The 24,643-nt window shown below is 61.2% G+C and carries 19 protein-coding genes; 12 read left to right on the top strand and 7 right to left on the bottom strand.

Annotated elements, in window-relative coordinates:
• Window positions 1-70 precede the first annotated feature (70 nt).
• From FXN63_RS17605 to FXN63_RS17590, 4 genes are read right to left on the bottom strand one after another with little or no spacing between them, the layout of a single operon-like run.
• Window positions 71-1,372 carry an O-antigen ligase family protein gene (locus FXN63_RS17605; RefSeq protein WP_148816498.1) on the bottom strand — a complete coding sequence of 434 codons (1,302 nt, stop codon included), beginning with the start codon at window positions 1,370-1,372 and terminating at the stop codon, window positions 71-73.
• A 17-nt stretch (window positions 1,373-1,389) separates the two neighbouring features.
• A complete protein-coding gene (locus tag FXN63_RS17600) occupies window positions 1,390-2,460 on the bottom strand; it encodes a glycosyltransferase family 4 protein (protein ID WP_148816497.1) in 1,071 nt (356 codons plus the stop codon).
• On the bottom strand, window positions 2,457-3,602 hold the full coding sequence (locus FXN63_RS17595) for a glycosyltransferase family 9 protein (protein ID WP_148816496.1): 1,146 nt from the start codon (window positions 3,600-3,602) through the stop codon (window positions 2,457-2,459). Before FXN63_RS17595 ends, FXN63_RS17600 begins: the two co-directional genes overlap by 4 nt.
• On the bottom strand, window positions 3,599-4,576 hold the full coding sequence (locus FXN63_RS17590; RefSeq protein ID WP_148816495.1) for a glycosyltransferase family 9 protein: 978 nt from the start codon (window positions 4,574-4,576) through the stop codon (window positions 3,599-3,601). Before FXN63_RS17590 ends, FXN63_RS17595 begins: the two co-directional genes overlap by 4 nt.
• Before the next feature lie 213 nt (window positions 4,577-4,789).
• On the opposite strand from FXN63_RS17590, the gene msbA reads away from it, so the two are divergent.
• On the top strand, window positions 4,790-6,670 hold the full coding sequence (gene msbA, locus FXN63_RS17585) for a lipid A export permease/ATP-binding protein MsbA (RefSeq protein ID WP_148816494.1): 1,881 nt from the start codon (window positions 4,790-4,792) through the stop codon (window positions 6,668-6,670).
• A 1,122-nt stretch (window positions 6,671-7,792) separates the two neighbouring features.
• Here the strand turns inward: msbA and FXN63_RS17580 are convergent.
• Entirely contained in the window at window positions 7,793-9,211 is a 1,419-nt protein-coding gene (locus tag FXN63_RS17580) for a tetratricopeptide repeat protein (protein ID WP_148816493.1), read from the bottom strand.
• A 335-nt stretch (window positions 9,212-9,546) separates the two neighbouring features.
• Between FXN63_RS17580 and FXN63_RS17575 the strand changes: the two genes are divergently transcribed.
• From FXN63_RS17575 to FXN63_RS17535, 9 genes are all read left to right on the top strand, one after another.
• Window positions 9,547-10,746 carry a PAS domain-containing sensor histidine kinase gene (locus FXN63_RS17575; protein WP_246164873.1) on the top strand — a complete coding sequence of 400 codons (1,200 nt, stop codon included), beginning with the start codon at window positions 9,547-9,549 and terminating at the stop codon, window positions 10,744-10,746.
• 89 nt (window positions 10,747-10,835) lie between these two features.
• Window positions 10,836-11,471 carry a response regulator gene (locus FXN63_RS17570; protein ID WP_148816492.1) on the top strand — a complete coding sequence of 212 codons (636 nt, stop codon included), beginning with the start codon at window positions 10,836-10,838 and terminating at the stop codon, window positions 11,469-11,471.
• 124 nt (window positions 11,472-11,595) lie between these two features.
• Window positions 11,596-12,984 carry a CmpA/NrtA family ABC transporter substrate-binding protein gene (locus FXN63_RS17565; RefSeq protein ID WP_148816491.1) on the top strand — a complete coding sequence of 463 codons (1,389 nt, stop codon included), beginning with the start codon at window positions 11,596-11,598 and terminating at the stop codon, window positions 12,982-12,984.
• Window positions 12,985-13,057: 73 nt separating this feature from the next.
• The gene (ntrB, locus tag FXN63_RS17560; RefSeq protein WP_148816490.1) at window positions 13,058-13,927 is read left to right on the top strand and encodes a nitrate ABC transporter permease; all 870 of its coding nucleotides are present in this window, start codon (window positions 13,058-13,060) and stop codon (window positions 13,925-13,927) included.
• A 60-nt stretch (window positions 13,928-13,987) separates the two neighbouring features.
• A complete protein-coding gene (locus tag FXN63_RS17555; RefSeq protein WP_148816489.1) occupies window positions 13,988-14,830 on the top strand; it encodes an ABC transporter ATP-binding protein in 843 nt (280 codons plus the stop codon).
• A gap of 111 nt (window positions 14,831-14,941) precedes the next feature.
• On the top strand, window positions 14,942-15,397 hold the full coding sequence (gene cynS / locus FXN63_RS17550) for a cyanase (protein ID WP_148816488.1): 456 nt from the start codon (window positions 14,942-14,944) through the stop codon (window positions 15,395-15,397).
• A gap of 169 nt (window positions 15,398-15,566) precedes the next feature.
• The gene (locus tag FXN63_RS17545) at window positions 15,567-16,787 is read left to right on the top strand and encodes an efflux RND transporter periplasmic adaptor subunit (protein ID WP_148816487.1); all 1,221 of its coding nucleotides are present in this window, start codon (window positions 15,567-15,569) and stop codon (window positions 16,785-16,787) included.
• The gene (locus FXN63_RS17540) at window positions 16,787-18,751 is read left to right on the top strand and encodes a MacB family efflux pump subunit (RefSeq protein WP_148816486.1); all 1,965 of its coding nucleotides are present in this window, start codon (window positions 16,787-16,789) and stop codon (window positions 18,749-18,751) included. The genes FXN63_RS17545 and FXN63_RS17540 overlap by 1 nt, the downstream gene beginning before the upstream one ends.
• Before the next feature lie 13 nt (window positions 18,752-18,764).
• Window positions 18,765-20,324, top strand: coding sequence for an efflux transporter outer membrane subunit (locus FXN63_RS17535; RefSeq protein WP_246164872.1), 1,560 nt, complete (start codon window positions 18,765-18,767; stop codon window positions 20,322-20,324).
• 152 nt (window positions 20,325-20,476) lie between these two features.
• Here FXN63_RS17535 and FXN63_RS17530 read toward each other — a convergent pair whose 3' ends face one another.
• Entirely contained in the window at window positions 20,477-21,049 is a 573-nt protein-coding gene (locus tag FXN63_RS17530; protein WP_148819500.1) for a peroxidase-related enzyme, read from the bottom strand.
• Window positions 21,050-21,278: 229 nt separating this feature from the next.
• Here FXN63_RS17530 and FXN63_RS17525 point away from each other — a divergent pair, with 229 nt between their 5' ends.
• Window positions 21,279-21,611, top strand: a complete 333-nt coding sequence (locus FXN63_RS17525; RefSeq protein WP_148816485.1) for a DUF4175 domain-containing protein — start codon at window positions 21,279-21,281, stop codon at window positions 21,609-21,611.
• 112 nt (window positions 21,612-21,723) lie between these two features.
• Here the strand turns inward: FXN63_RS17525 and FXN63_RS17520 are convergent, their stop codons facing one another.
• Window positions 21,724-22,920: an MFS transporter gene (locus FXN63_RS17520; protein ID WP_148816484.1), complete on the bottom strand. Its 1,197-nt coding sequence runs from the start codon at window positions 22,918-22,920 to the stop codon at window positions 21,724-21,726.
• A 200-nt stretch (window positions 22,921-23,120) separates the two neighbouring features.
• Between FXN63_RS17520 and FXN63_RS17515 the strand changes: the two genes are divergently transcribed.
• Window positions 23,121-24,641, top strand: coding sequence for a Fic family protein (locus FXN63_RS17515; RefSeq protein WP_148816483.1), 1,521 nt, complete (start codon window positions 23,121-23,123; stop codon window positions 24,639-24,641).
• The last annotated feature ends 2 nt before the right edge of the window (window positions 24,642-24,643 follow it).

Raw genomic sequence — 24,643 nt, 5'->3', positions numbered from 1 at the left:
AAACCAACTGGTGCGGCTTTAAAACCAATCGCGCGGCATCTCTAACCGACTGGCGCGGCACCACTTCCGCTCACGCCGCCGCGTTATCCCACTTGCCCCGGCCATCCTCATCCGCCTTCACGATAATGGCCAGCAGCGTAGCCGCCACCACGGTATAGAACGCCGCCACCATGGACACCGTGAACATCACCTCGGTCAGTCCGAACACCATGAACCCAAGGGTAAGAAACAAGCCCATCGTGCCGGCAATGCGCTTGTCCGGGTTCATGCTGCGCGCCGCCGACGCAAACACCACCGCCGGCACCAGCCAGATCGACAGCATGCTGGCCACGCCCAGCAGGCCCAGCGTCGCCAGGTTGAACATCAATTCATTGTGAGAATGGCCGAAAGCGGCAGCAGTGGGTGTCAGCACACCGCGCTGCGCCAGCTCCGACATGGTCTGCTTGTAGTTCTGCCGGCTGACGCCTATCAGCGGATGTTGGGTGAAGGTCAGCCAGGCTGCGTTCCACAACTGCAGGCGAGTGCCCACCGAGGAATCCAGATTTTTCCCGTCGAGATATTCCGTGATCTCGGTATGGGCGGCAGCGGTGCGCATCTGCACTTTCGGATTGAAGTGATACGCAGAAAGCACAGCCGTCACGACCAGCAGCAGGGCAAGCACCTTGATGCGCCATGACCCGCGATATTGCACCAGCAACACCAGTGCCATCACCGGCAAGGCCAGCCATCCACCCCGCGAACCCGAGGCATACGACGCCAGCAGGCCAGCCGTGCCTGCGCCGATCTTCACCAGCACGCACAGCTTGCCGGCATTGCTCTGCCAGTTGGACCAGCTGATCGACAGGAACGAGAACAGGCCAAGCAACAAGGCGATGTTGCTGAAGGCCAGCAGGTTGGTGAAGCCGACCTGCAAGGGCCGTTCGCCACCATTGGCCTGCAGCGCCACCGCCAGCATCAGCGCCGCAGCGATCGCACCGATGACGCAGCCCCATTGGAACTGCTTCAGCAACTTGCGAGGTGCACCCATCACGGCGAAGAACACCAGGCCGAACACGGCTACCCGGGTAGGTGTGTCCAGCACCGACATATCGCGCTCCCCCCAGGCGAGGGTGCTGACGGCCGCCGCCACCAGGAGCGAGGTCATGGCGGCATACAAGGCCCAATAGCGTCGTGCCAAGGCACCGAAGCGGGCGTCAGGCGTGCGGTGGCTGACGACGGCTGCAATGGCCGCACATAGCAACAGAACCAGCAGAATCCGATTGGCGCTGCCGCGAATCGTCAAGGTCAGTGCGGGCAGCAGGCATACGGCAATGGCTGCGCTCCACCCGGTAAGGGCGTCGACCGAGCGGCGAGTGGGTAATCGAACTTGCATGCAGGACAGACTCTTCTTCAGGCTTGAACCGTCGGGCAAGCGCCCGCGGTAGACAAGATGGCGCGTGCGTGGGCAGCCATGTCGGGATCATAGGAAAGGTGGCTGCGCGGGTCTGTCAGTCGACCGTCACCGCGCTGCACCCGGGCGACGGCGTCGCCAATGCAGGCGGCAAGCGATGCCGGATCATCCAGCTCGAAGCGCATGACCGCGTCGGCGGAAAGCACCTCGGTGCAGCCCACATTGCTTGCCAGCACGGCAGGGGTGCCGCACAACACGGCTTCGGGGCCGACCAACCCGAAGGGCTCGTAGCGCGATGCCAGGATGGCGTAGTCCGCCGCGCGGTAGGCGTTTTCAATATCTGGGTGATAGCCCAGGTATTGCACGTTCGGCCAAGTCTGGTCGACCGGGCGTCCCAGCACCGCCAGCAGAATCGGTTGCGTACTTTGTGCAAAGTAGGCGGCCAGTTGCGGCAGTCCTTTGCGCACATGGCTGGACGACGGGAACAGGAACACCACGCGATCGGTCGGCAGCCCAAGTGCTGTGCGCAGACGCAATCGCTCGTCGGCATCGACCGGTGAAAAACGCTGGGCATCAATCGGCGGATACAGCACATGAATGCGCGAATCCTCGACCTGGTAATGCTCGCGCAGTTCCGCCGCCATCAATTCGGCGTGTGCAACCACCACGCTGGCATGCGCATAGTGTTGACGTTCCAGGTTGATCTGCCGACGATCCCAGAAACCCGCAGGTTTTTTGCGGTTGAGAATATGACCGATATGCGTGCCACCGCAAATCGCAATATCCGACACCGTGGTGCGATTGCAGGCAATCAGCAAGTCAACGTTGTGCAGCCGCTTCAGCTTTTGCAGGCGATGCGAAAACACGTGGTCACGCAGCTTGCCCGGCCAACCGCGCACGCTGATGCGCACCGGCTCGATCCAGGCATATTCCGGGATGCTGGTGTCGAAGGATTTGGCGAACACAACCGGCCGGATGCCCAGGGCATGCAGGCCGTTGACCAGGTCCATGGTGTAGCGCTCGATGCCGCCGCCGTGGCCGAAGCCATGGCAGGAAATTCCGATCTTCATGCGTGCTTCCCGGCAGATACGTGCATCAACCGCTGCACCGCGTCCAACACTTCACTGGCCGGAAGCGTGTCCAGACAGTCACTTCTGCTGCCGCGATGCCGTTCGCAACCTTCTTGCTGGCACGGCATGCAGGGCAGGGAAGGATTCTGAATCAGAATGACCTTGCCGCGATGTTGTTCCGCCTGTGCTTTCTGCCAGTCGACATCCAGCCCCGTGGCAGGCCAGGGACCCCAGACGCGCGGATCGGTCGGCCCGTACAGCGCAACCGTTGGCGTATTACAGGCAGCAGCCAGGTGAGTCGTTGCCGTGTCCGGCCCGATGTAGATTGCCGCGCCGTGCATCAAGTCGGCCAGTTCGCCCAGGCTCAACACGCCTTGCACACGGATGATGGCATCTTTCGCGTGCGCGGGCAGTGCGGCTGTCAGCTGGTCCAGATAGGCGGATTCTTCCTGGCCCGGCCCGCCGCTGAGCACGATGCGCATGCCGCGCGCCACCAGATCGTTCATCAGCGCATGCCAGCCCTCGACATGCCATTGCTTGTAGCGCCAGCGCGGGGACGGGTGGACGATGGCGTAAGCCTGGGCAGGATCGAAATCCTGTCCGGCCGGGCTGTGCGGGCGCAAGCGCTCGGCCCAGTCTGCCGGCTGCATGCGTGCGGTGGGCGGCACTACCGTGCGCACATCGACCAGATCCATCAACTGACCCAGGCGTTCGCCCTCGGCAACCCGGTGCATCACGCTGTCGAGCACCAGCGATTTTTTCAGCAACAAGCGCTTCCACCAGGCCTGGCCAGCGCTGGCCGGCACAAAACCCAGTCGATTGCGCGATGCTGCCCATCCATATAAGTGAGGGCGGTCGCCTGGCAGCGTGACCAGCACCAGGTCGTAACGCCGCCACAGCCGTTTGATCAGCGCGATCTGCGCGTCCCTATCGGGCCGTTGGGCAACGGTGATGACTTCGCGCAGATCGGGGTTGTTCTGCAAGATGCCTTGGGTACCCTCGAACACCAGCATGTCGACCTGACAGCTGGGGTCGCGCTGTTTCAGCGCGTGCGCCAGCGGCGTGGTCAACAGCACATCGCCGATGTAACGCAGGGCGATCACCAGCACGCTACCCGGTAAGGGGGCCGGACGCTTGCTCATGATGCCGATGCCTGTTCCGCAGGGGCGGGCATCGCCAGCATTTGCATGGCCTGCTCGACCACGGTGACGACATCGGGCCACGCATCATGCGAGCCCAGGCAGACCGCGTCGGGCGACCAAGGGCCAGTACGCTCGCGCCGCGTTACGCCGAACAAGGTGATCTGGCGTGCACCCACCGACGCCGCCAGGTGTGAGGTGCCAGAATCGTTGCAGATGACCAGGGATGCGCGCTGCGCCAAGGCGGCAAACCCGCCCAGCGGCAATGACGGCAATACCTTTGCGGACGGCACGGCTGCCTGTGCAATCGCCATTTCATTGGGCGGCGGGCAGATGACGGTGCAGTGGCCGGCTGCGTTCAATGCACGCGCCAATGCCTCGAAATGCGGCCAGGCCTTGGGCTGACCGTGATGCAGCCCGGTGGCGGTCGGAGACAGCAGCACAATCGGTCCATCGATGCCTGCCAGCGTCAGCGCCTGGGTAGCGGCACCGTAGTTGCCGGTAGTCAGCGGCAAGTGCAGGCGTGGCGGTGGCGATTCGGGGAAGGCCGAGATATCCGCCCCCCACCGGGCCAGCGCCTGGCGCGCCAGGTAATAGAAGAACTCCACCTCGTGGGTGAGGGCGGGTCGGCTCACCGGCCAGCGCAACAACAGGCTACGTCCATCGCCCCGGAACCCGGCTGCCGGGACGTGCGCCAGCCCCATCGTCAAGGCGCTGGAAAACGAATTGGTGAACAGCAGACCGCGCGTGCCCCGCGTCGGCCGCGAGCGCAGATGTTTCAGATCGGCGCGAAAGCCCTGGCCGACCGGCAGCACGGCGGCAGGAGCCAGCCCGGCGAACAAATCGCGGGCCCAGGGTTTGCCGCAAAGCACCAGGGGCAGGCCGGCGTCCTGCAACAGCGCGAGCGCAGGCAGGCACATGCAGGCGTCGCCCACCCAGTTGGGCAGTCTGACGTAGACCGATGAAGGCATAGAAATCGACGGAACCAGCGTAAGAGGGAAGCCGGTCGCGACGCCCGGTTCGGAGGTGTCCGAACTGCGCCGCGTACAATGGCGAGCCCGGATTGTAGGATGTTGTGCGCCAGCGCGCGCTCACCGGACGTAAGAAGCATTCACGTAGGCCCGTCACCAGGGGCCTCGTCACCGTCGAAGCAGCGCTTCGATTCCGTCCAAAGCTTGTGTCAGGCACTGATGAGCGATGCCTGTCGTCGAGTCCCTGTTCTGAATGTCGGTTTTGAATTCCAGTTCAAAGGGTGCTCGTCCGACGCCTTGCCCACGCCCGACATCAAGCCTCGTTTGAAGCAGAACGCCCCTGTGAACCCATCGTCGACCTCCCAGCCGATCAATCGCCAACTGTGGAAGCGTGTCTACACCCGCCTGCTCAGCCGCTGGCCCGCGCTGATCGCGGCCACCTGCTGTCTGCTGGGTGTGGCTGCCACGCAACCGCTGCTTGCCCTTGCCATGAAACCCTTGCTGGACAAGGGATTTGTCGAAGGCCGCAGCGACTATTTGTGGATCGCGCCGCTGGCGATCATCGCCATCTTCGTGTTCCGTGGCCTGCTGTCCTTCGGCAGCGACTATTTGATGTCGTGGATTGCCAACGGCGTGCTGGCTGACATGCGTCGTGACATGTTCGACCGCATGCTGCGATTGCCCGACACCTATTTCAAGCGCATGGGCTCATCAGCGCTGCTGAATCGCTTCGTGGTCGATGCCAGCACCGTCATGCAATACGCTACCGAGGTCTTCACGACCCTGGTGCGCGAAACCATGATCGCCACCGCGCTGGTCTGCGTGCTGTTCTATCTGTCATGGAAGATGACATTGATCGTGCTGGTGCTGATCCCGGCATCAACCTTGATCACTCGTGTCGTATCGCGCCGCCTGCGCCGCATCAACCGCGAAACCCTGACCATGAACGCAGAACTGACGCGCATCGTCAGCGAAGGTATCGACGGTCAGCGCGTGATCAAGCTGTTTGGCGGCTACGAGAGCGAGAACGACCGTTTCCTGCACGTGAACAACCGTCTGCGCCGTTTCGCGATCCGCAACACGGTGGCCGGCGCGGCAGCAGTGCCGCTGACCCAGACTGTGGCTGCCTTGTCTTTGGCGATTGTGGTGTGGATGGCGCTCGATCAGTCCAGCGGCAATCAGATCACCATCGGTGGCTTTGCCGCGTTTGTCACCGCCATGCTGCAGTTGCTGGACCCGCTGAAGCGTCTGGCCAACATGACCGGCCCCAAGCAGCGCATGCTGGTTGCCGCCGAAAGCGTGTTCCAGCTGATCGATGAAGTGATCGAAGCCGACAACGGCAAGCAGTCACTGCCGGCTGAGGTGCGCGGCCGCATCGTTTATCAGGATGTCGTGCACCGTTATCCGGGTGCCGATCAGCCTACCTTGCACGGCGTGTCGTTCACGGTGGAGCCGGGCCAGACCGTGGCGTTCATTGGTCGTTCCGGCAGTGGAAAGACCACGTTGGTGTCGATGTTGCCGCGTTTCGTTGAACCGGATTCAGGCCGCATTCTGGTTGACGACATGGAGATCCATGATGTGACGCTGGCCAGCTTGCGCAGCAACATTTCCTTGGTGAGCCAGGACGTGGTGTTGTTCGATGACACCATTGCGGCGAACGTGGGGTATGGGTCGAATCGGACGCCTAGTCGTGAGGAGATTTATGAGGCTCTGGCGGCGGCGAATCTGCGGGAGTTTGTGGATGGTTTGCCGCAGGGGATGGATAGCAAGGTTGGCGAGAATGCGGCGCGCTTGTCGGGTGGCCAGCGTCAGCGTTTGGCGATTGCGCGTGCGTTGATCAAGAATGCGCCAGTATTGATTTTGGATGAGGCGACGTCGGCGTTGGACAATGAGTCGGAGCGGCAGGTCCAATCGTCGTTGGAGAAGCTGATGGCGGGCCGCACGACGCTGGTGATCGCGCATCGGCTGTCGACGGTGTTGAATGCAGATCGGATCGTGGTGTTGGATGCGGGGCGGATCGTGGAGCACGGTAGCCATGCTGAACTGTTGGCGCTGGATGGCTTGTATGCGTCGCTGTATCGAATGCAGTTCAAGGACTGATTCAAAGGGATTTTTTCAGCCGTTCGCGTTCTTGCTCGTGGCTTTTAAGTGCTGTTGAGCAAGTCGCGTTTTGCGTGACGGCGTGGTGTTCTTTTGCCAGTCGCGGGTGGTGGGGCCGGCTCGTCTGCCCCGCTGGACGTTGGCGTCGGGACTCCCGCCCTCCACCTCGTCCAGAAGGGCAGCCAATCCGGCCCCACCACCCACGCCTTCAAGGTCGTTTGGTTAAAAGCGAATCCCGCCTTTGGGCGTTTGTCGTTTCTCTGGCTGCCAGATGCTGGACTTGGTTCTCGGTATGCGTTGGCCACCGTTCTTAGTCACTACGCGGCTGGCCTTCGGGACTGGCTGCCCAGGTCGCCACGAAGCGACTCAGCGGCTCACGGCTCGGGCCGTATATCAGCGGCCTTTCAGGGCAGCGCCACGCAAGAAAATGTGCGTGCCTGCTTGGTGGTGGGGTGACTTGGAAGCGGGTGGCCGCGCATCAGGTAATGCGACGAAAAGGCGGGGCGTTGACGGTTGGTGCTTTGAAGGCTGTGCATTGAACGTTCGGCGTGGTGACGAACGGTGTGAGCAGTACTAACGCTGATGCCGCCAGGCGTTTCCAAAAGCCCTCACACGTCCGTTGAGCGCCTGTATCAAACCAGCCGCCAGCACCACGATCGTCGCGGCAGCTTTCCGCATGCCGTAACGCGGCGGCCACCCGCTTCGGTGTCACCCCACCCTCAAGCAGACGCGCAACTTCGTTGAGTGGCGCTGCCGTAAAAGGCAGCTGAAGAACCCACCGAATCGAGAGCCGGAGAAACCGCTTCGTGGCGACCTGGCCAGCCAATCCCCAAGGCCAGCCGCATAGCAGCTAAAGGATGGTAGCCAACGAATGCCGAGAACCGATTCCAGCACCCGGCAGCCAGAAAAACGGCACACGCCCAAAGGCGGGATTTGCTTTTAACCAAACGTCTTTGAAGGCGTGGGTGGTGGGGCCGGATTGGCTGCCCTTCTGGACGAGGTGGAGGGCGGAGACCCGACGCCAAGGTCAAGCGGGGCAGACGAGCCGGCCCCACCACCCGCGACTGGCAAAAGAACAAATAATCCGTCACAAGCAAACAGCAACCGGCTCATTAACTCCATTTACTGAGTAACAACCTCAGCCGCCGCCTCCCTCGCAGCCTGCAAATCCCGCAAAGCAATAAATACCGCATCCACCACCGGAGCCCAACTCGCAAACGGCGGCTGACGGAACAAACGCGTTGTGGGATACCACGGCGTATCGGCACGGCGCTTCATCCAGCGCCAGTCCGTTTGATGCGCCGGCAACAACAAAAAGCAAGGAACCGCCAAAGCCCCAGCCAAATGCGCCACCGCCGTATCCACCGCAATCACCAAATCCAGATCGTCAATCAACGCCGCAATATCAGCAAAGTCTGCATTCGGCGGAAGTTCCTCATTCACCGTAAATGAAGACGGCAAATCGTGAATCTCACGGCTCGCCTTGCCATGTTGCAAACTCACAAACTCAATATCCGGCAAATCACCCAGTCGCGACAACATCCGTAAATGTCGCAAAGAACGCTGCGCATCATTGGAATGCCGTGGATCACCCTGCCAGACCAAACCCACCCGCATCCGGCGCTCATTCACCTCGGGCGCTTCATCGTGCAGCGATGTCACCGGCTGCAAATACGGCACCACATCGGGAATCGACTCCAAACCAGTTTCAAACAGACCCGGCAAACTCATCGGCAGCGTCCAGACATCAAAACGCTTGGTCGAGGGCATGTTGCCGGGGCTGAACACCTCGTCCACGCCTTCCAGCGTACGCAGCAAACGTACCAGCGGAGGCTGGCAGATCAGCGTGACCCTGGCCGCACCGCGCGCTTTCAACCACGGTAGATAACGACAGAACTGGATCATGTCGCCATAGCCATCTTCACAGCAGACCAGCACACGTTTGCCCGTCAGCGTCTCGCCGCGCCATTCAGGCAAGGGCAGGGTGCGCCACTGGCTGTCGGGCTGATGGCGTGACTCGAAAGCCTGCCAGCCTTCCTGGAAACGGCCCTGGCGCAGCAGCAGGCACGCCAAATGGAACCGGGCGGTGGCGTAAGTGGGAGACAGGCTCAGCGCCTGGCGATAGCAGGCCTCGGCCTCGGCGTCGCGGGTGGCTTGCTCGTTGCGCCGGTCTTCACTCAACAGCGTGCCCAGATTTGACCAGGCGCGAGGCTCCGTGGGGTCGCATTGCAAAGCTTCAAAATATGAAACTTCAGCGTCTGCCGTGCGTCCGGTATGGACAAGCAGATTACCCAGATTCAAATGCGCGGCGGCGCAGCTGGCATCTACGTCGATTGCCTGACGGTAATAGCGTTCTGCACTTTCCCAGTCTTGCCTGCGTTCGTGCAGGATGCCAAGGTTCACATAGGGCTCCGGCAGGCCGGGGGCCAACCGCAGGGCTTCATGAAAGCATTGCTCGGCCGCCGCATCGTCTTTCGCAGTCAGGTGGCTTGCCCGTTCCGCGAAACATGGTGTGGCTTCGGCGTAGACGTTGGATGTCATGCGCACTGTCCTTGCAGAAATGGGAGTCTGGGGGATTGCCCCCCGGGTCAAGCTTCGCACAATCCGCCCCTGAGTAATCTGACGGAATCCGACAAAATACGCCTCGTTTCGAGATTATTTTGCAATGAATATTGCAGGCGAGCATTACGCAAAATGGTCCACGCACCTGATTTCGCACTGCGCTGGGGCGTCCAATGCCGCAAACGGGGCGCTATAGGCAGCGAATGATCCATATTTGGGTGGCTCGCATCCAAGTTTGTTTGATTGGGGCACGCATTCACGTGATTTAGCGCCGAATTTGCGTGAATTGGCCTCGGGTTCGCACGATCCGACATATGGCACGCGACTTGCACGGAATAGCCGTGCCCATCGACTTGCCTGCCATGCTCGCCTCTGATCTTTCCCTCGCCCGGTCTGCACCCTGGCGCGACAAACTGTCGCTGCTGCTGGAATCCACCGGTGACGGCATGTGCGGCATCGACCTGGAAGGGCGCTGCATCTTTGCCAATCGCGCGGCTGGTCGGCTGCTGGGACGAGAACCTGAAGCCATGCTGGGTTGCAACATGCATGCGCTGATGCACCACACCCATGCCGATGGCAGTCACTACTGCATTGACGATTGCCCGATCTTCCGCGCGTTCTGGCAGGGGCAGGCGTGTCGCATCGATTCCGAAGTGCTGTGGCGGGTCGATGGGTCCAGTTTTCCCGCTGAATATTCGTCCTATCCGATCGTGGAAGACGGCGCGGTCTGCGGTGCGGTGGTCACGTTTGTCGATATTTCGGACCGCAAACGCGCCGAAGCGCTGCTGCGCGAAACCAATGCCGATCTGGAACGTCGAGTGGCCGATCGCACCCGCGAACTGACCGAGGCCCTGGCGCAGCTGCGTGAACTGTCGGCGCATGCCCACGCCGTGCGCGAAGACGAACGCACGCGCATCGCCCGCGAAATCCACGACGAACTGGGCAGCCTGCTGGTCGCCTTGAAGCTTGACGTCGATTGGATGGCGCGCCGGGTAACGACCGAGCCGCTGCAGCACAAATGCCGATCCATGGGGGGCTTGATCGACGGTGCGGTCGATGAGGTCGGTCGCATCATCACCGATCTGCGTCCCAGCCTGCTGGATCACCAAGGCCTGCTGGCGGCACTGGAGTGGCAGTTTCAGGAATTCGCCGGCGCGACGGACCTGGCCTGCGACTGGCACTTGTCGCTTGAGCCGGGAACCAGCATTGACGACAACGATGCCTGCGCAACGGCGGTGTTTCGGATTTTTCAGGAGGTGCTCAGCAACATCGCCCGTCATGCTCGTGCCCAATGTGTCGGTGTCGAAGTGAAAGGGAGTGCGCAAGGGCTGCGCATTGTCGTCAGTGACGACGGCGTGGGCGCAGCGGGCACCGCTTTCGCAGCGCCACGCGCCTATGGCGTGCGGGGCATGCGGGAAAGAGCACGACATTTCGGTGGCGATGTGGAGATTTCCAGTGCACCCGGTGCCGGCACACGGGTCGTGCTGACGGTGCCCTGGACTCCAGCCACATAACGAGACGAGTGTCTCATATTCATCTGGCTGTGTGCGTGCGGCGGCACGAACGGCCGATTTTTTTGTTCGATTTCTGAAGGAGCCCGCAGGTGATCAACGTATTGATGTGTGATGACCATCTGATCGTGCGCCAGGGCTTGCGGCAAATCCTGGCCGATACGGAAGACATCGTGGTGACAGCCGAGTGCGACAACGGTGCAGATGCCCTGCGCGCGGTGCGCGAACATCGCTTTGATGTGGTCTTGCTGGATATCGCCATGCCGCAGCGCGACGGGCTGGACGTGCTGGTGCAGATCAAGCGCGAGGCCGCGCGCCAGCCCGTGCTGATGCTGTCCACCTATCCCGACAAGCAATACGCCGGTCGATCGTTTCGCCTGGGGGCGGCCGGCTACCTGAATAAACGTGCAGGGGCAGACCTGTTGACCAGCGCGATTCGCAAGGTGGCGACCGGGGGCATTTTTGTTGCGCCCGGGCAGGCCGAAATGCTGGCGATGGCCTTGGCGCAGCCATCTGCCAACGCGCCGCACGAAGCTTTGTCGCGCCGTGAATATCAGGTTTTCGAGCTGATTGCCGCGGGTCACAGCGTTGGTGACATCGCCGGGCAGCTTGCGCTGAGCCCGAACACGGTCAGCACGTATCGCAGCCGGATTCTGGACAAGACCGGGGCGCAGAACGACGTAGGCATCGCCATGTACGCGGTCAGGCATCAACTGGTGGAGATGTAGGCCCCCCCAAATGTAGTGCCAGCCCTACACGTTTATGGCGGGAATCGCGATGTTGCATCGCGTCACGACTCCGTAGCATGGTCCTTGCCCCCCGGTTCTGTCCGGACCTGCCCTGGAGACTCGCATGCCTGCCGCCCACGATCCTTACGACGCCTATCGCCCGCTATTGTCCGGGTGCGCCTGCGGTCGCCATGCCAGTGCCAGCGAGCATGATCGCGACGGTGCCATTGCCACCCTGAAAGCGCGCGCCGATGATGACCAGGCTTATTTGACCCGCTACGTCGAGGCCGCGATGGTCAAGGCGCTGTTTCCGCAGGACAGCGTACGCCGCAAATTCCTGCAGGCCGTGGGTGCAGGCACCGCGATTTCCGCGATTCAAGCCGTGCTGCCGATTGGCGCGATGCAAGCCATGGCGCAGGAACCCGCCGCGCTGGAAAAGAAAGACCTGAAGATCGGCTTCATTCCGATCACCTGCGCCACGCCGCTGATCATGGCGCACCCGTTGGGTTTCTATCGCAAGAATGGCCTGAACGTCGATGTGGTCAAGACCGCTGGCTGGGCGTTGATCCGCGACAAGATGCTGAATCGCGAATACGACGCCACGCAGATGTTGTCGCCCATGCCTTTGGCCATTTCGATGGGTGCCGGGTCCACCGCCGAACCGATGCGCGTGGCCACCATCCAGAACGTCAATGGTCAGGCCATCACCTTGGCCATGAAACACAAGGAAAACCGCGATCCGAAGAACTGGAAGGGCTTCAAGTTTGCCGTGCCTTTCGAGTTTTCGATGCACAACTTCCTGCTGCGCTACTACGTGGCAGAACACGGCCTGGACCCCGATCGCGACATTCAGATCCGCGTGGTGCCGCCGGCTGAAATGGTGGCCAACCTGCGTGCCGGCAACATCGACGGGTACTTGGCCCCCGATCCCTTCAACCAGCGCGCGGTCTACGACGAAGTGGGCTTCATCCACCTGCTGACGCGTGATCTGTGGGAAGGGCACCCGTGCTGCACCTTTGCCACGTCGGAAGCCTTCATCAAGCAGCATCCGAATACCTTTGCCGCCTTGTTCCGTTCCGTGTTGACGGCGGCTGCGATGGCGGAAAAACCCGAGAATCGCGGCCTGATTGCCAAAGTGATTTCCCCGCAGGCCTATCTGAACCAGCCGGAAGCGGTGGTGACCCAGGTGCTGACTGGCCGCTATGCAGACGGCCTGGGCAAAATTCAGACGGTGCCCCAGCGCATCGACTTCAACCCGGTGCCATGGCAGTCGATGGCGGTGTGGATCATGACCCAGATGAAACGCTGGGGTTATGTGAAGGGCGACGTGCAATACAAGCAGCTGGCCGAACAGGTGTTCCTGCTGACCGACGCCCGCGCCAAGATGAAGGAGCTTGGCATGGAGGCCCCCGCAGGCGGCGCGTATCCGAAGTTCAAGATCATGAACAAGGAGTTCGACCCGGCCAGCCCGGATGCGTATGTGAATAGCTTCGCGATTCGGAAGACGACGTGAGCGTTGCTGAATTGACTGCCGCCTTGACTGCTGCCTTGGTCATCCCTTTCACCTCAGCCGCGAGGGCCATCGCATGAAGCAAGTGTCTGAACGCGTTCGCGCCGCATTGGTGTCTGTGCTGCTGCTGGTTGTGCTGATCGGCAGCTGGCACCTGGCGACGCTGCCGGTGAAAGGGGGGGCCGGCAGTGCCGTGAAGATGACGGCCGAGGAAATCGAATACCAGAAGATGCTGGGCAAGGACCCGGAGAAGGAAGCCAAGACCAGTGGCTTCCCCACGCCGGTTCAATTGGGCCAGACCATTGTTGCGCAGCTTTCTTCGCCCTTCTACGACAACGGCCCGAATGACAAGGGCATCGGCATCCAGGTTGCGCACTCGCTCGGGCGCGTGGGGCTGGGCTTTTTGCTGGCCGTGCTGGTGGCCTTGCCGCTGGGCTTCGTGATTGGCATGTCACCCATGCTGCACCGGGCGCTCGACCCCTTCATTCAGGTGCTGAAACCGATATCGCCGCTCGCGTGGATGCCGCTTGCGCTCTACACCATCAAGGATTCGTCGATCTCGGGGATCTTTGTGATCTTCATCTGCTCGGTGTGGCCGATGTTGCTGAACACCGCGTTCGGCGTGGCCAATGTGCGCCGGGAATGGCTGAACGTGGCGCGCACCTTGGAAGTTCGGCCGTTGCGCCGGGCGCTGCAAGTGATTCTGCCGGCAGCCGCACCCACCATCGTGACGGGTATGCGCATTTCCATGGGCATTGCGTGGCTGGTGATCGTGGCCGCCGAGATGCTGGTGGGCGGCACGGGCATTGGCTACTTCGTGTGGAACGAGTGGAACAACCTGTCGCTGACCAACGTGCTGTTCGCGATCCTGACGATCGGGGTGGTGGGCATGTTGTTGGATCGGTTGTTTGTGCTGCTGCAGAAGCGGGTGACGTATGTGGAATAACAGCTGGTGGAATGAAGGCAGACGGAATAACGGCAGCTTGAATCACAACAGGTGGCATCAATGACACAGACACCTTTCCTCGATGTCCGTGGCCTGTCCAAGTCCTACGTACACGGCGCACCGCCTGTATTCGAGTCCGTCGATTTCAGCATCGCGCGCGGCGAATTCGTTTGCATCGTTGGTCATTCCGGCTGTGGCAAGACCACCATCTTGAACGTGCTGGCCGGGCTGGAACAGGCCAGCTCGGGCACCGTCATCATGGACGGCCAGGAAGTCAGCGGGCCAAGCCTGCAACGCGGGGTAGTGTTCCAAAGCCATGCGTTGATGCCCTGGCTGACAGTCCGTCGCAACATCGCTTTTGCCGTCGCATCGCGCTGGCCCGAATGGAACGCCAAACAGATTGACGAACAAGTCGTGCGCAACGTCGACATGGTGGGCTTGACCCACGCCATCGACAAGAAACCAGCCGCCTTGTCTGGCGGCATGAAACAACGCGTGGGCATTGCACGCGCCTTTTCCATCGAACCGAAAATGCTCTTGCTGGACGAGCCTTTCGGCGCGTTGGATGCGCTGACACGCGGCACCATCCAGGACGAACTGCTGCGCATCGTGCAGGCCACGCACCAGACCGTGTTCATGATTACGCACGATGTTGACGAGGCCATTTTGCTGGCTGACAAGATCCTGCTGATGAGCAACGGCCCGCAGGCGCGCATTGCCGAGATCGTGCAGAACACCATGCCCCGCGACCGCACCCGCAGCACAGTTCACCACGACCCGCAGTACTACCCGATCCGCAATCACCTGGTCGATTTCCTGGTCAATCGTTCAAAGACGATCCAAGCCGAGGGCAGGGCGCTTGGTGCGCCCCAAGTGGTCACACCGGGCTTGCTCCCCGCCTGAATTTTCTGCCAAGCCTGTGTGCAACAGCCGGCTTCAAACCCCTGCGTTTCGAACACCAGCACTTCACGTCCACATTCATTTCCAAGACCCGATTCCATCCGGAGTATCGCCATGTCCGCCATCTACGACCGCAGTGAAGTCACCCGCCAGATTGTGTCGGCCAAAGTCCGCAAGGGCATCAAATGGGCCGATGTGGCCACGCAAGTAGGCCAGAGCAAGGCATGGACAACCGCCGCCTGCCTCGGCCAGATGCAGATGACCAAGGCCCAGGCCGACGTAGTGGGCGGCATATTCGACCTGAACGACGAAGCCATCGCCTGGTTGCAGATCGTGCCCTACAAGGGCTCGCTGCCGACGCCCGTGCCGACCGACCCGCTGATCTATCGCTGGTACGAAATCGTCAGCGTCTACGGCACCACGATCAAGGAGTTGATTCACGAAGAATTCGGCGACGGCATCATGAGCGCCATCGATTTCTCGATGGACATCGACCGTCAGGCCGACCCCAAGGGTGACCGGGTGAATGTGGTGCTGTCGGGCAAGTTCCTGCCGTACAAGATGTATTGAGGCCTGCGCTGGCGGGGCGAGTGGTTTCAAGCTCATTCTCCTGAGTCTGGTTGATCGTTCTTTATCTGCCCGATCGCTCGAAACGCTCGCCTGCATCTGCCTTTAGAGCACCCGAAAATTGTCCGGGCGCTTCACCTTTGCTGCACATTTTCCCGTCAGAATGCGCAGCATGAAAAAGACACATTCTCGTTTGTTGATGGCCGCAGTGTTGGTGGCGGCAGGGGTCGGTGCCTACTTCGCGTGGCCGATGCTCAAAGCCGCGCCTGCGCCCACCTTCGTTTCTGCCGTCGCCACGACCGGCAACATCGAAGATTCCGTGCTGGCCAACGGCACGCTGCGTGCGCTTCGGCAGGTCAGCGTGGGTGCGCAGGCTTCCGGGCGGGTCAAGTCCTTGAAGGTGGCGCTGGGTGACGAGGTCAAGGCGGGCCAGCTGGTTGCCGAGATCGAATCCCTGACCCAGCAAAATGCGCTGAAAAATGCCGAGGCTGCACTTGCCAATGTGCAGGCACAACGCCGCGCCGCGCAAGCCACCTTGCAGCAGAACCAGCTGACCTTGAAACGCCAGCAGGAAACCCGTCGCGCTGACGCCAGCCCGCAAGCCGACCTGGAAAGCGCAGAAGCCGCATTCAATACCAGCAAGGCCAACATCGACGCGCTGGACGCGCAGGTTGCGCAGGCGCGCATCACGGTGGACACCGCCAGGCTGAACCTGGGTTACACGCAGATCACCTCGCCGATCGACGGGCAGGTCGTGGCCATCGTCACCGAAGAAGGCACGACGGTAAATGCCAACCAGTCGACGCCCACCATCATCAAGGTGGCGCAGCTCGACACCATGACGGTGAAGGCCTATATCTCGGAAGCCGACGTTACCCGCGTAAAAGTGGGGCAGCGCGTGTCTTTCACCATTCTGGGTGAGCCGGACAAGCGCTATACCGGCCAACTGCGAACCATTGAACCGGCCACCGACAGCATCACGGCCAGCGACACGTCCACCAGCAGTTCCAGCACTTCGTCCAGCAGCAGCACGACCGCCATCTATTACAACGGCTTGTTCGATGTGCCCAATCCCGATCGGCAACTGCGCATCTCGATGACCGCGATGGTCAATATCGTGCGTGCGGAAGCCAAGCAGACGGTGCTGATTCCGGTTGGCGCACTCGGTCGTCGTGGCCGCGATGGCTACACGGTGCGGGTGATCGGTGCCGACGGCACGGCCACGCCACGCCGCATCAAGGTTGGCATCAACAACAACGTGATGGTGCAGGTGCTGGAAGGCATTGCAGAGGGCGAACGCGTGGTGTTGGGCGACGCAGCAGGCGCAGGTGCCGCAGGCGGCCCGGGTCGCATGCCGGGCATGGGACGCGGCGGCCCGCCGAGGATGTTCTGATGGCTGCATCACAGACCAGGGACAGCGCGCCCTTGCTGTCGCTGCAAGGTGTCTGGCGCGAGTTTCCCGCAGGCGAATCCACGATTGCTGCGCTGAAAGAGATCGACATCACGATCCGAGCGGGCGAGATGGTGGCGATTGTCGGCCAATCAGGCTCGGGCAAGTCCACGCTGATGAACCTGCTGGGCTGCCTGGATAGGCCGTCTCGCGGCAGTTATCGGGTGGCCGGTCGTGAGGTCCGCGAGCTGGATGCCGATGAACTCGCCGCGCTGCGTCGCGAACATTTTGGCTTCATCTTCCAGCGTTATCACCTGCTGTCGGACCTGACGGCGCAAGGCAATGTGGAAGTGCCTGCGGTGTATGCCGGCGTTGCGCGTGGCGCGCGTCATGAACGTGCGCAGGCGCTGCTGGGCCGATTGGGCCTGTCGGATCGGCTGGAACACCCGCCCGGCAAGCTGTCAGGCGGCCAGCAGCAACGGGTATCGATTGCGCGCGCATTGATGAACGGCGGCAGCGTGATCTTGGCCGACGAGCCCACCGGGGCGCTGGACACGCATTCCGGTGCTGAGGTGATGAAGATCCTCGAAGAGCTGCATGCCGATGGCCACACCGTCATCATCGTGACCCACGATATGTCGGTGGCCCGCCATGCGCAGCGCATCATCGAGATGCGCGACGGCGAGGTGATTTCCGATAGCGGTGCCGCCGATATCGCACCTGCCGCCAAGCCCTTGGCGGAAGCTCGTTCAGGCGGGGTCGGCGCATTCTTCGACCGCCTGACAGAAGCCTTCCGCATGGCTTTGCTGGCCATGAATGCGCACCGGTTGCGCACCTTCCTGACCATGCTCGGCATCATCATCGGTATTGCATCCGTGGTGTCGGTGGTGGCACTGGGCGAAGGATCGCGCCAGAAGGTGCTGGCCAACATCAGCTCCATCGGCACCAATACCATTGAGGTGTTCTCCGGCACCGGCTTCGGAGACACGCGGTCTGCGCGCATACGCACCCTGGTGCCGGGTGATGCCGATGCATTGGCCGAACAAGGTTATGTGGACAGCGTGACGCCCAACGTCAGCAGTTCAGTGACGGCGCGCTACCGCAGCATCGAGGCATCGGCTACGGTCAACGGGGTAGGGGAACAGTACTTCCGCGTAAAGGGGCTGGAGCTGGCAAACGGGGCCGCCTTCGATGATGACGCCGTGCGTCGTCTGGGCCAGGTGGCAGTCATCGACGACAACACCCGCAAGACCCTGTTTCCCGACATCGCAAACCCCGTGGGCCAGGTGATCTTGCTGGGGTCTTTGCCGGTGCAGGTGATCGGCGTCACGGCCAAGAAAGACAGTGCCTTTGGCAACAGCGAAGCGCTGAACGTCTTTGTGCCGTACACGACCGCCATGCGCCGTTTGATCGGGCAAGGTCACTTGCGCAGCATCACCGTGCGGGTGGACGACGATGCGTCGATGGAAGCGGCCGAGCAGGGCATCAGCCAGTTGCTGGAAGCCCGTCACGGGCGGGTCGACTTCTATGTGCTGAACACTGACAGCATTCGCCAGACCATTGAAAGCACCACGCAGACCATGACGCTGCTGATCTCGTCGATTGCCGTGATCTCGCTGCTGGTGGGTGGCATCGGCGTGATGAACATCATGCTGGTCAGCGTGACGGAACGTACCCGCGAGATTGGCGTGCGCATGGCGGTCGGCGCGCGGCAGGCGGACATCCAGCAACAGTTCCTGATCGAAGCGGTGCTGGTCTGCCTGATCGGCGGTGTGCTGGGGATTGCTACGGCGCTTGGCTTTGGCGCGGCGTTCGCGCGCTTCAGCAGCAACTTCACCATGGCGTTTTCATCAGCCTCGATGCTGTATGCCTTCTTGTGCGCAACGCTGATCGGCGTGGTGTTCGGATTCCTGCCCGCGCGTTCGGCGGCACGTCTGGACCCGGTCGATGCCTTGGCGCGGGATTGAGATGAGTATGAATATGAATAGTCTGAACGGGATTGAATCGCACGGCATGGCGGGTGGGTTCGCGACCGCTGGCCAGGGCGCGTTGTCGGGCGCGCCGCATGGGTGGGCTGCTGGGCTGAACGCGCGTGCCTCAGCGCGGCGTGCACCCACCCCTCGCATGTGGATGTCGGGTCTGGCGTTGGCGGCCTTGCTGGTATTGCAAGGGTGCGCGACCACCACCGACTACACCCGTCCGGCCGTCTCGACGCCTACCGATTGGGCGCAACGTGATGCGGCATCTGCGGTTGCGACACCCGCCATCGACACCTGGTGGCGCGCCTTCAATGACCCGGCATTGACGCGCTTGGTCGAATCCGCCCTGGCCCGCAACAACAACCTGGCCGCTGCCGCATGGAGGGTACGCGAGGCCCGCCTGAACGCCGGTCTGGCTGCCAACAGACTGTGGCCCCAGGCGTCTTCGAGTATCAGCAACAGTGTGTCGACGCCGCTCAACACCGGCACCAGCCGGCGCAGCAGCGGGGCCAGCGTCTCGCTGAGCTACGAAGTCGACATGTGGAACCGGTTGGGCAACACACGCGACGCGCAAACCTGGGAAGCCAACGCAACCGAACAAGACCGCCAGTCTGCCGCCCAGGCGCTGGCGGGCACCGTGGCAGGGCTGTACTGGCAGATCGCGTATCAGAACGGCGAATTGGCCAGCACCGACGCCAGCCTGGACTACGCACGCCGCACCTTGGCCTTGGTGCAGGCGCAGTACCAGGCAGGTGCCTCGGCGCAATTGGAATTGCGTGAAGCCGAAGCATCGGTAGCCAGCCAATTGGCATCGCGCACCTTGCTGGTTCAGCAGCGCACTGAATCACGTAACGCGCTGGCCATTCTGTTCGATGCACCCCCCGGCGAAGACAGCCTGAAGGCTTGGTTAGATGCTGAACCGCAGTCATTGCCGCTGGACGAACTGCCCCCGATTGCCACCGGCCTGCCGGCCGACATGCTGGCCCGTCGTCCCGACCTGCGTGCAGCAGAAATGCGCCTGCGCGAAACCCTGGCCTTCGGTGATGCCAGCCGTGCTGCCTACTATCCAAGCCTGACCCTGACCGGATCGCTAGGTACGTCGAGCAGCGCCTTGCTGGAAGTGCTGCGCAATCCGGTGCTGGCGATTGGTGCGGGCCTGTCGCTGCCTTTCATTCGGTATCAGGAGATGAAACTGAACACGCAGTTGACCGAAGCGCAGTATCAGCAAGCAGTGATCAACTTCCGGCAGACGCTGTACACCGCGTTTTCCGAGGTGGAAAACAGCCTGTCGGCACGTCGACAATACGCAGAGCGCGCTGAGCATCTGGCGATCACGCTGGACGCCCAGCGCAACGCAGAACGTCTGTACGAAGTGCGTTATCGCAGCGGCGGTGTGGCCTTGCAGCCCTGGCTGGATGCGCAGGAGCGCAGGCGTAGCGCGGAACTGTCGTTTGCTGCGAATCGCTTGCAGCAACTGACGACCCAGGCCACGCTGTATCAGGCGCTGGGTGGGAATCTGCCGCTGGCGTCGGTGGATGAACTGCCGGTGGCGATGAAGTAGTTTTTCATCGGGCACGTGACAAGGGGCACGACTGGTGCCCCTTGTGTATTGGCGATCATGGCCTTGCGCTTGACCTTCACTTCGTCTGACTGTCGCTGGTCGTCGAGAGAAAGTGCGGCGATTTCAAATCGTGATGCCTAGAAGCCCAACCCTCAGATCGCCGCCTTCGGCACCCGCCCCATCAGATAGAACTCCGGGTTCGGCTTCATGCTGGCCATGTTCGCCAGTCGATTCGACATGCCAAAGAAGGCCGTGATCGCGCCGATATCCCAGATGTCGTCTTCGGTGAACCCGTGCGACTTCAGTACATCGAAATCAGCCTCGCTGACTTCAGCCGCGCGCTGCGACACCTTCATCGCATAGTCCAGCATCGCTCGCTGGCGAGCGGTGATGTCGGCCTTGCGATAGTTGATCGCCACCTGATCGGCAATCATCGGGTTCTTCTCGCGAATGCGCAAAATAGCGCCGTGCGCGATCACGCAGTATTGGCACTCATTGGCATTGCTGGTCGCCACCACGATCATCTCGCGCTCGCCCTTCGTCAACCCGCCGTCCTTGTCCATCAAGGCGTCGTGATAGGCGAAGAATGCACGGAACTCGTCCGGGCGGTGCGCCAGGGCAAGGAATACCGTGGGCACAAAACCGGATTTCTCCTGCACGGCCAGAATGCGCGTGCGCAGGTCTTCGGGCAGATCGGCAATGTCGGGCATGGGGAAGCGGGACATGCGGGTGGTGCTGGTAGCGTTGGTGCTGGGGGCAGACACGTAAGACTCCTGGTTCGCCGTCGAAACATGGGGGCGACGGCTGCCGGGCCAGTATGCGACGGGGCTGGTGCGCCTGGAACTCGGGTCAATACCAGTCCAGCGGGCGGTGCCGCCAAGCCACGGGCGTGCACCCCACTAGAATGGTGAACACACGTCCGCATTCAAGGGCGTGCCAAGCCATCGGGACCTCATGGATACGCTGATCGACCTGCTGCCAGACCTGCTGCTATTTCTGCTGATCGGCATTGCGGTGGCTCCCTTGCTGCTGCTTGGGCTGTACGTGGTCACCGACTACTTCAAGCTGGCAATCGCCGATCGAATCCTGGATCTGATCGGACACCTGCTGAAACTTCAATGGTTGACTGGCAGCGTGGTGAACATCGTGGGTGGCATTGCGCTTGCGGCGCTGGGCGTCTGGTCGATGTTCCACTTCGATCCGCAGTGGCAGCGATGGCTCGGCGTATTGCTGGTGCCGTTCGGACTGTGGCGGGCTTGGCGAGGCTTGGCCTTGCTCAGGGCATAGCCTGGCAATGTGTGATTGCCGGGCACCAGGCTGTGGTAGGTGGTGGTCTGCCGGGTAAGTTGTTGGGCGTGCGCTTGCTCAAGCGACATGGCAACAATAGGGCTGGTCAGGATCATGAACGCTTGGGCGAAAGCAGGACAATCAGCAACGCAAAACTCAGTGCGAGTGCGGACAAAGGAAGCAGCGTCTGTGACAAGCTCATGCCAGCCGCCGACATGCTTGCGACCAGGTAGGGCACCCCGAAGATCGCCGTCTGGAAAACCGCGGTGAACAAGGCCATGGGTTGTCCGCGTTCTGCCAACGGAAACTGGTCTGCCACCCACAGGCTGAGCACCGGAAACGCGGTGCTGTAGCCGACGCCAAAAACGACACCGGCCAAGGCCACGATGGACCTATCCAAGCTCAACATCGACAGCGCAAGATAGCCTGCGCTCATCGACACCAAGCCACCCGCGACCACCCACCGTGCCGGCATGCGCCCCAGCCATCGCATCAAGGTGAAGCGTGACAGCAGCATGGCCAGCGTGGCGCTGGTGAAGAAGAACGCCACTGGGATGGCCTGACCTTTCAACAGCAGGGCCATGAAGGACAGCATGAAGCCCCACATCAGCCCGACCATGACGATGGCGGCATGGGGGAGCCACAAAGACTTCATCGTCAGCAGACGCAGATATCCCGTACCCGCCGTGCCAGTATTGGGAGCCGGCACGTCTCGCTTCACAAACCGCATCATCACCAGGCTGGCGAGCAGGGGCAGTGCGAACACGACAAAGAACCACTTGCTGCCGTAGTGCATGAAATACCACTCGGCCAGCGGCGGGCCGATGAAGTTCGGCAAGGGCACCATGCTGGTGAAGATGCCGAACCAATAAACCGTGTTCGGCCCGCTGAGCAGACCGCGCGCATAGATCAGCGCGGCCGGGAACACCAGGCCGAAGCCCAGACCAAGCAGGAAACGCGCGATGGTCGCGCCCGTTGGGTCGGCCAGCACAAGGCCCATGCCCAGGAACGACACCAATGTGAGCACCTGGCCTGCAATCGCAATACGCAGCGCGCCATATCGCTGAATGAATTTGCCAGCGAACAGCACGCCCGCCACCACGGGTATCAAGGGTGATCCCAACACTACGCCGATGTCTTCGGGCTGCATGCCGACCGACGACAGCATGACCGACAGATAAGACAGGGTCGAGGTCGTCAGGAAGGACAGAAAGGTAAGGCCACAGAACACGTAGAACGCCCGCTTGGGTCGCACCGCCACGACGGTCTGTGGGGCGGACGGTGCGTGCTGGGCGAGCGGGTCTGTCATGGGAAGCCTCGGGGGCGATTGGCGTGCAGCGTGGGTCGTTCACCTTATCGGCAAAGTTGACCACCGTCGAGATAGGGACGTGCGCGGGCTTGTTGAGGCCAGGGCAGCGCATCAAAAAGTCTTTAGTCTGTTCGGTTAGCGTTTTTGCATAAAATGGTCTTGGGGTTATCGTTTTTTGTCTTTTCTTAGCGGATTCAGCGATGAAACTAGGGTTCACGGCACTTGTTGATCGCTACGGCATTGCGCTGGTGCAAGCCCTGCGTGTCGAATCGGAGATTGGAAAGACGCGGGTAAGCCGCGAGAGCAATGGGCATACAGCAAATAAATATCCCCCAAGCTATCAACCGACAGATGATTTCGCCGGGCATTTCGAGTTCGGGCTCAAATACGAAGAAATTCACATCGAGTTTTTCGCTCGCCTGTTTGCTGCAACCGGTCCGGGACCCATTGAAGCGTGGTGCCGCGAAGCACCTTTCGGTCAATACGCTCGTCGCACGGGTTTCCTGTACGAGTGGTTGACTGGCGAGCTTCTGGATGTGCCGGATGTCAGCAATGGCGGCTACGTGGATGCTATTTCATCTCAGTGCTATCTGACCCGCACTGAGTTTGTGCGTAATCGGCGCTGGCGCATCAACGACAATCTACCCGGCACGGCGGCCTTTTGCCCGCTTGTCCGCCGGACCGAAATTGTCCAGGAAGCACTGCTATTCGACCTTGATGCCGCATTGGGAGCACTGCACCAAGCCTTTGGTGCCGATATCTTGATGCGTACGGCCAGTTGGCTGACGTTTAAGGAATCGCGAGCTAGCTTTTTGATCGAGAAAGAAGCCGATAAGACAGACAGGGTTCAGCGTTTTGCCTACGTGATTGCCAAGCACTGTGGCCATATCGAAGATCCACTGAGCAGCAATAGTTTGCACACTTTGCAAGCGGGCATTCTGGGTCATGATGCCGTTGGGCTTGGGCTTCGACGCTCTCCAGTTTTCGTCGGTCAGTCGACCATGCGTGAGGACATCGTTCACTATGTGGGCCCGAATTTCGAGACGTTGCCACAATTGCTTGAAGGCCTGAGTGCATTCGAGGCGGCAACCCGGGGTGCCGAGCCGCTGGCTCGCGCTGCTGTAATTGCCTTTGCTTTTGTTTATATCCACCCGATGCGGGACGGCAATGGTCGTATCCATCGCTTCCTGGTCAATGACACGCTGATCCGTGATCGAGCGCTGCCGGATGGCGTGATTTTGCCAGTGTCAGCCACCATAACCAGTTCAGTGGATTTCCGGGTGCGCTATGACCGTACGCTAGAGGCGTTTTCGCGTCCATTGATGCAACGCTACGCAGCGTCTTATCGATTTGGTGATCTTGTTCACTACGAGGATGGCACGTCGAGCAATTTGATTTTCGATGACTACAAGGATGCACTGTTTGCCTGGCGTTATCCCGACCTGACCGAACACGTCCTGTACACGGCGCAAGTGGTTGCGCACACGGTTCGCAAAGAGATGGCTGATGAGGCCCAGGTGCTGGTCATGTTCCAGCGTGCCCAGACGCAACTCAAGGATGTGCTGGAAATGCCAGACCAAGACGCGAATCGCGTGATCCGCTCGCTTAAAGAAAATGGCTGGCAGGTGTCCGGCAAGCTGAAGAAGGCGTATCCACAGCTGGATGATTCCGCTCGGGCTGAACGTGTCGTGGAGGCTGTGCGTTCGGCATTCGAAGGATGAAA

Origin of the sequence: Pigmentiphaga aceris, from assembly GCF_008119665.1 — a bacterium.
GTDB classification, from domain to species: domain Bacteria; phylum Pseudomonadota; class Gammaproteobacteria; order Burkholderiales; family Burkholderiaceae_B; genus Pigmentiphaga; species Pigmentiphaga aceris.
This window is presented reverse-complemented; position numbering and strand designations above follow the sequence as displayed.